Genomic DNA, 7260 nt, shown 5'->3' with positions numbered 1-7260 from the left:
CCGGGGGGGGGGGGCCCCCCGGTTTGTGCTATGCCGGCGGGGCGCCACCCGCCGCTGTTTGGGCGGGGGGGGGGGGGGGGGGGGGGGCGGGGGGGGGGGGGGGGGGGGGGCCCGCGGCCGCCCCCCACGGACCTCAGGCGGACGGGGCCGGTACCAGCCGCGGGCGGCGGGCCGCGGCGATCAACGCGTGCGCCAACCGCTGGTCGGTGCCGGCCTCGGGGTGCCACTGGACCCCCAGCGCGAAGGTCTCGCCGGGCAGTTCCACCGCCTCGATGAGGCCGTCCTCGGCCCGGGCGCTCGGTACCAGGCCGCGGCCGAGCCGGTCCACCGCCTGGTGGTGGTAGGTCGGCACCTCGTACGGCTCGGCGCCGAGCGAGGCGAACAGCGTGCCGGGGATCGGCGCGACGACGTGCGTGGCCAGTCTTCCGGCCGGGCCGGTGTGCCCGCCGTGGCCGACCACGTCCGGCACGTGCTGGATCAGCGTGCCGCCCAGCACCACGTTCAGCAGTTGCATGCCGCGGCAGATCGCCAGGAGCGGTGTGTCGGAGGCCAGCGCCGCCTCGATCAACGCACTCTCCCACGCGTCCCGGGCCTCGTTCGGGGGCCCGGTCCGGGCGTGCGGCTCGGCGCCGTAGCGGGCGGGCCGTACGTCCGGACCGCCCGCGATGACCACGGCGTCCAGCCGGGCGACCGTCTCGGCCGCCGCCTCCGGAGTGTCCGGAGGCAACAGCACCGCCAGGCCGCCGGCGCGCTGGATGTGGGTCGGATAGTCGAGGGGGAGCAGTACGGCGGGCAGATGCCACACTCCCCACTGCGCGGATTCCTCGTGGTAGGTGCTGATGCCGATCAGTGGCTTGGGCATGAATGGTCGCTCGGTTCCTGGGGATTTCGGCTTCGGATCTGCTGCCTCGGGATCGCAGCCTCGGGGTCGCCGCCTCGGGACGGCGGCGGGACGGAGTGTGGTGACGGCCGGCGTGGGTGGTCAGTCCCGGGCGAGTTCGGCCTCGGCCGCGGCGAGTGCGGCGAATTCCTCCTCGGGTGCGTTGGCCACCAGATGATGCCGGCTGTACAGGGCGAAATAGGCCAGGGCGACGGCGTACACGCCCACCGCGATGAACGCGGCCCGCCTGTCCACCAGGAACGTCGCGGCCAGCGCGGAGCAGGCCAGCACGAAGGCCACCGAGGAGGTGGCGATGCCGCCCGGGGTGCGGTACGGCCGGGGCAGGTCGGGCTCGCGGCGGCGCAGCACGATGTGCGACAGCGACATCAGCGCGTAGGAGATGGTCGCGCCGAACACCGCGATGTTCAGCATCCGAGCGCCGTCGCCGCTCCACGCGGCCAGTGCGAAGCCGAGCGCGCCGGGCACCAGCAGACCGAGGTAGGGGGCTTTGCGGCGGCTGGTCAGGGACAGGAAGCGGGGCAGGTAGCCGGCCCGGGACAGGGCGAAGAGCTGCCGGGATCCGGCATAGATCAGCGAGAAGAACGAGGCGACCAACCCGGCCAGGCCGGCGTAGTTCACGAAGCGGCTCAGCGGGGTCGGGTCGCCGTCGCCCTGGAGCGCGGTCACCAGCGGATTTCCCGCGTCCTGTACCGCGTTCGAGCCGTGTGCGCCGGTCGCGGCGAGGAAGGTGAGCACGGCCAGGAGCAGCAGCACGCCGATCGACAGGCCCATCGCCTTGGGCAGGGTGCGGGCCGGATCCCTGGTCTCCTCGGCGGCCAGCGGCACCCCCTCCACGCCCAGGAAGAACCACATCCCGAACGGGAAGGCGGACCAGATGCCCAGCAGGCCGAACGGAAGCCAGGAGTTGGCGCCGAGCGCGTCGTGGTCCACCGGGATGTCGTTCAGCCCGCCGCCGTCGAACTCGGTGAACGCGCCGATCGCGAAGATCAGCAGTGCGGCGACCGCGATGCCGGTGACCACGAAGCTGAACCGCAGCGCCTCGCCGACACCCCACAGGTGGATGCCGATGAAGACGACGAAACAGGCGAGGTAGACCGGCCAGGACGAGGTCAGGCCGAACAGGTTCAGCGATTCGACGTAGTCGCCGATGAAGATGACGATCGCGGCGGGCGCGAGCACGTACTCGATCAGGATCGCGGTGCCGGTCAGGAAGCCGCCCCAGGTGCCCAGCGCCCGACGGGCGAAGCCGTAGCCGCCGCCGGCGGCGGGCAGGATCGAGGACAGTTCCGCGAGCGAGAACACCATGCACGTGTACATCAGGCCCATCAGCGCGGCGGCGATCGCCAGACCGCCGAAGCCGGCCTCGGCCAGGCCGAAGTTCCAGCCGGAGAAGTCGCCCGAGACGACGTAGGCCACGCCCAGACCGGTCAGCAGCAACCAGCCCGCGCTGCCCCGGCGCAGGGCCCGCTTCTCCAGATAGTCCTCCGCCTCGGCGGACGCGCCGCCGCTGCCCTGCTTCGTGCGCGCTTGGATGTCGTCGGCCACGAGCCACTCCTGACGGGAGGGAGGGGAGGGGGAATTATTGGTTCGAGCGCATACCTTTGCCCTTCGAGTCGATGCAGCGCAAGGCCCCGGCGCGGATGTCTTTTCGGTGGGCGGGTCGAGGCGGGCGCGAAAACGGCGCGGCCCGGGCCGGAAAACGACGCGGCTCGGACCGGAAAACGGCTCCGGCCGGGCGGGGGGATCCGCGTGGCCGGAGCCGGGGGCGCGCGGGAGGCTCAGGCGAGAAATCCGCGCAGCAGCGCGGCGGTTCCGGCGCAGTGCTCGCGCATCACCTCGGCCGCCGCATCCGGATCACCGTCCAGGATCGCCTCGACCAGCGCGGTGTGCTGGTGCTGCGAGTGCTCCAGGTTGCGCACCAGCAGCGGAATGCAGTCCAGCAGGTCGTTCACCGTGGCCCGGACCGCCGCGTACTGGCCGGCCAGGGTCGGCGAGCCGCACAACTGCGCCAACGTCAGATGCAGCAGCGTGTCCCGGCGCCGGTACTCGGCCAGCGGCGCGTCCCGGGTCTGCGCCAGCGCCGCCCGCAACCGTGCGGCCTGGGCCTCGTCCAGGCCCTGGGCCGCACACAGCCCCGCCGCGCCCACCTCCAGCACCTCGCGAAAGCGCAGCGTGTCCTCCACGTCCACCCTCGCGATCCGGCGGCGCAGCTCGGCGGCCGAGCCGTCGCCCACCGGCCCCGGGCGCTCGCGCACGAACGTGCCGCCATAGCGACCCCGGCGGCTCTCCACGATGCCCTGATCGGCCAGCACCTTGAGCACCTCGCGCAGGGTCACCCGGCTGACCCCCAGCCGATCGGCGAGATCGCGTTCGGCGGGCAATCGGCCGCCGTCGGAGACCAGCCCCAGCCGGATGACCTGGAGGATCTGCTCCAACGCCTCCTCGAAGCCGTTGCCCGCCCGCACCGGCCGCAACAGCGGCGACAGCCCGTCCCTCGGCTCCGGCCCGGATCGCTCTTCCACGATCCCTCCCCTCCGGCTCTTCCCAATCAATGGTTCGCGGCCATACCTTATGGCTTCCGGTTGGACCGACAGGAGGCATTCCCTTGGCAGACCGAACGCCCCCGCTGTCCGTCGACGAGCTGCGCGCACTCGTCGACTCCGGGGAGATCGACACGGTAGTCCTGGCCTTCACCGACATGCAGGGCAGGCTCCAGGGCAAACGCTTCGCCGCCCGCTTCTTCCTGGACGACACGCTCGCCCACGGCACCGAGGGCTGCAACTACCTGCTCGCCGTGGACACCGACATGAACACCGTGGCCGGCTACGCGATGTCGTCCTGGGAACGCGGATACGGTGACTTCGTGATGCGCCCCGACCCGGCCACCCTGCGTCGCACCCCCTGGCATCCCGGCACCGCGCAGCTCAACGCGGACCTGCTGTGGCACGACGGCTCCCCGGTCGCGGCCTCGCCGCGACAGATCCTGCGTCGCCAACTCGACCGACTCGCCGAGCACGGCTGGACCGCTTTCGCCGGCACCGAACTCGAGTTCATCGTCTTCAAGGACACCTACGAGGCCGGCTGGGACCGCGCCTACCGCGGCATGACACCCGCCAACCAGTACAACGTCGACTACTCGGTGCTGGGCACCGGCCGGGTCGAACCGCTGCTGCGCCGGATCCGCAACGAGATGGGTGCGGCCGGGATGACGGTGGAGTCGGCCAAGGGCGAGTGCAACTTCGGCCAGCACGAGATCGCCTTCCGCTACGACGACGCGCTGACCACGTGCGACCAGCACACCGTCTACAAGACCGGAGCCAAGGAGATCGCCGCGCAGGAGGGCATGTCGCTCACCTTCATGGCCAAGTACGACGAGCGCGAGGGCAACTCGTGCCACATCCACCTGTCCCTGCGCGACGCCGACGGCCGGCCGGTGCTGGCCGACGACAGCGGTGTGTACGGGATGTCGAAGACCATGCGGCACTTCCTGGCCGGGCAACTCGCCGCGATGCGCGAGTTCACCCTGCTGTACGCGCCCAACATCAACTCGTACAAGCGCTTTCGGCCCGGCTCCTTCGCGCCCACCGCGGTCGCCTGGGGTCCGGACAACCGGACCTGTGCGCTGCGGGTGATCGGACACGGCCATTCGCACCGCTTCGAGAACCGCCTCCCCGGCGGCGACGTGAACCCCTACCTCGCGGTCGCCGGGATGATCGCGGCGGGCCTGCACGGGATCGAGCACGAACTCGAACCCGGCGACGCCTGCACCGGCAACGCCTACGCCGGCGACGCGCCGCACGTGCCCGGCACGCTGCGCGAGGCCGCCGGACTGTGGGCCGCCTCGAAGATCGCCGAGGACGCCTTCGGCGCCGAGGTGGTGGCCCACTACCTGCACATGGCGCAGGTCGAGCAGGACGCGTACGACACGGCAGTCACCGACTGGGAGCGCTTCCGCTCCTTCGAGCGCATGTAAGGATCAAGGCGTTGTCCCAGCAGCACGAACGACACGACCGACCCGACCCGGACGGCCCGCACGAGCACGACATCCTCGACCCCACCACCGAGGAGGTCGTCGCAACCGTCCGGGCGAGTTCGGCGCACGACGTCGACGCCGCGGTGGCCCGGGCCGGCCGCGCCGCCGCGCACTGGGCGGCCTGCGCCCCCGGCGACCGGGCCCGCATCCTGCGCCGCTTCGCCGTCGTCGTGGACGAGCACCTGGAGGAACTCGCCCGCCTGGAGGTGCGCGAGGCGGGCCACCCGATCGGCAACGCCCGTTGGGAGGCGGGCAACGTCCGCGACCTGCTCGACTACGCCGCCGGTGGCGTCGAGCGGCTGACCGGCCGGCAGATCCCGGTGGCCGGCGGCCTGGACATCACCTTCCACGAACCGCTCGGCGTGGTCGCGGTGATCGCGCCCTGGAACTTCCCGATGCCGATCGCCGGGTGGGGCCTGGCGCCCGCGCTCGCGGCCGGCAACGCGGTTCTGCTCAAGCCTGCCGAGACCACCCCGCTGACCGCACTGCGCCTGGCCGAACTGGGCCTGGCCGCCGGGCTGCCCGAGGGACTGTTCCAGGTACTGCCGGGCGCGGGTCCGGTCGCCGGACGGGCCCTGGTGGAACACCCCGGCGTGGCCAAGGTGGTCTTCACCGGCTCCACCGCCGTGGGCAAGGACATCATGGCCAGGTGTGCCGCCGGGGTGAAGCGGGTGACCCTCGAACTGGGCGGGAAGAGCGCGAACATCGTCTTCGCCGACGCCGACATCGAGGCCGCCGCGGCCGCCGCGCCGGGCGCGTTCCTGGACAACACCGGACAGGACTGCTGCGCGCGCACCCGCATCCTGGTGCAGCGCGGCGTCTACCACCGCTTCATGGACCTGCTCGAACCGGCGGTGCGCGCCTTCCGGGTCGGTGACCCCAGGGATCCCGACACGCAGATGGGCCCGCTGATCTCCGCCGCGCATCGCGAGCGGGTGCGCTCCTACGTACCGCAGGACGCGCCCGCCGCGATCCGCGGGGACGCGCCCACCGGCAAGGGCTTCTGGTATCCGGCGACGGTCCTCACGCCCGACTCCGCCGAGGACCGCACGGCCGTGGAGGAGATCTTCGGCCCGATCGCGGTGGTCCTGCCGTTCGACGACGAAGCCGATGCGATCCGGCTGGCGAACGCCACCGCGTACGGCCTGTCCGGGTCGTTGTGGACCCGGGACGTGGGTCGCGCGCTGCGCGTCTCGCGGGCGGTGCGGGCCGGGAACCTGTCCGTCAACTCGCACAGCAGCGTGCGCTATTCGACCCCGTTCGGCGGTTTCGGGCAGTCCGGGCTGGGGCGCGAGTTGGGGCCGGACGCACTGGCGGCCTTCACCGAGATCAAGAACGTGTTCATCAGCACCGAGTCCACCAGCACCGAGGAGAGTTAAGTGACCGAGCAGACCCCCGTGTGCCGCCGCCTGGTCGGCCGTACCGCCGTCGTCACGGGAGCGGGTAGCGGTATCGGCCTGGCCTCCGCCCGGCGACTGGCCTCCGAAGGCGCGAACGTGGTGTGTGCCGACATCGACGAGGCATCCGGGAAGGCCGCCGCCGAAGAGGTCGGCGGACTCTTCGTGCGGGTCGACGTCACCGACGCCGAGCAGGTCGAGGCGCTGTTCAAGACCGCGTTCGACACCTACGGCTCCGTCGACGTCGCGTTCAACAACGCGGGCATCTCGCCGCCCGACGACGACTCGATCCTGACCACCGGTCTGGACGCGTGGCGCCGGGTGCAGGAGGTCAACCTCACTTCGGTGTTCCTGTGCTGCAAGGCCGCGTTGCCGTACATGCAGCGCCAGGGCAGGGGCTCGATCATCAACACCGCGTCGTTCGTGGCGGTGATGGGCGCGGCGACCTCGCAGATCTCCTACACCGCGTCCAAGGGCGGCGTGCTCGCGATGTCACGGGAACTGGGCGTGCAGTTCGCCCGCGAGGGCATCCGGGTCAACGCGCTGTGCCCGGGCCCGGTGAACACGCCGCTGCTCAAGGAACTGTTCGCCAAGGACCCGGAGCGGGCGGCCCGCCGGCTCGTGCACATCCCGGTCGGCCGCTTCGCCGAACCCGAGGAACTCGCGGCCGCGGTCGCCTTCCTGGCAAGCGACGACTCGTCGTTCGTCAACGCCGCCGAATTCCTGGTGGACGGCGGTATCGCCGGGGCGTACGTCACCCCGATGTAGCCGGTGCCGCGCCCGTCGGTGCGCCGTGGGCCCCGGCCCGAACCGGGTGGGCCGGTATCGGTGCTCGTCCGGCGGCGGGGGGGGGGGGGGCGGGCCCCCCCGCCCCCCCCCGGGGTCGCGGGGGCGCGCCGCGTCAGGCGGTGGGCGGGGGGGGTGAGGGG

General features: G+C 72.1%; 6 protein-coding genes. 3 read left to right on the top strand and 3 right to left on the bottom strand.

The features are described from left to right. Positions 1-133: 133 nt before the first annotated feature. The 3 genes from ACIBM5_RS46155 to ACIBM5_RS46145 all read right to left on the bottom strand — a co-directional run bounded on the left by ACIBM5_RS46155 (position 134) and on the right by ACIBM5_RS46145 (position 3423). Positions 134-862, bottom strand: a complete 729-nt coding sequence (locus ACIBM5_RS46155) for a gamma-glutamyl-gamma-aminobutyrate hydrolase family protein (RefSeq protein WP_396012701.1) — start codon at positions 860-862, stop codon at positions 134-136. A gap of 120 nt (positions 863-982) precedes the next feature. Next, positions 983-2434, bottom strand: a complete 1452-nt coding sequence (gene eat, locus ACIBM5_RS46150; protein ID WP_396012702.1) for an ethanolamine permease — start codon at positions 2432-2434, stop codon at positions 983-985. Between the two features lie 245 nt (positions 2435-2679). Continuing rightward, positions 2680-3423: a FadR/GntR family transcriptional regulator gene (locus ACIBM5_RS46145; protein WP_396012700.1), complete on the bottom strand. Its 744-nt coding sequence runs from the start codon at positions 3421-3423 to the stop codon at positions 2680-2682. 83 nt (positions 3424-3506) lie between these two features. On the opposite strand from ACIBM5_RS46145, the gene ACIBM5_RS46140 reads away from it, so the two are divergent. The 3 genes from ACIBM5_RS46140 to ACIBM5_RS46130 are packed head-to-tail and all read left to right on the top strand — an operon-like array spanning position 3507 to position 7099. Beyond that, positions 3507-4874, top strand: coding sequence for a glutamine synthetase family protein (locus ACIBM5_RS46140; RefSeq protein WP_396012699.1), 1368 nt, complete (start codon positions 3507-3509; stop codon positions 4872-4874). Positions 4875-4885: 11 nt separating this feature from the next. Then, complete coding sequence (locus ACIBM5_RS46135; protein ID WP_396012698.1) at positions 4886-6313, top strand: aldehyde dehydrogenase family protein; 1428 nt, start codon at positions 4886-4888, stop codon at positions 6311-6313. After that, on the top strand, positions 6314-7099 hold the full coding sequence (locus tag ACIBM5_RS46130; RefSeq protein ID WP_391584422.1) for a 3-oxoacyl-ACP reductase: 786 nt from the start codon (positions 6314-6316) through the stop codon (positions 7097-7099). Positions 7100-7260 lie beyond the last annotated feature (161 nt).

Origin of the sequence: Embleya sp. NPDC050493, from assembly GCF_044458105.1 — a bacterium.
Lineage (GTDB): Bacteria > Actinomycetota > Actinomycetes > Streptomycetales > Streptomycetaceae > Embleya.
The sequence above is the reverse complement of the archived record's forward strand: the minus strand, read 5'-3'. Positions and strand labels throughout refer to the sequence as shown.

Bases quoted from the DNA above. Each gene is read 5' to 3' on its own strand.
- ACIBM5_RS46155 (WP_396012701.1), bottom strand. From the start codon at position 862: ATGCCCAAGCCACTGATCGGCATCAGCACCTACCACGAGGAATCCGCG.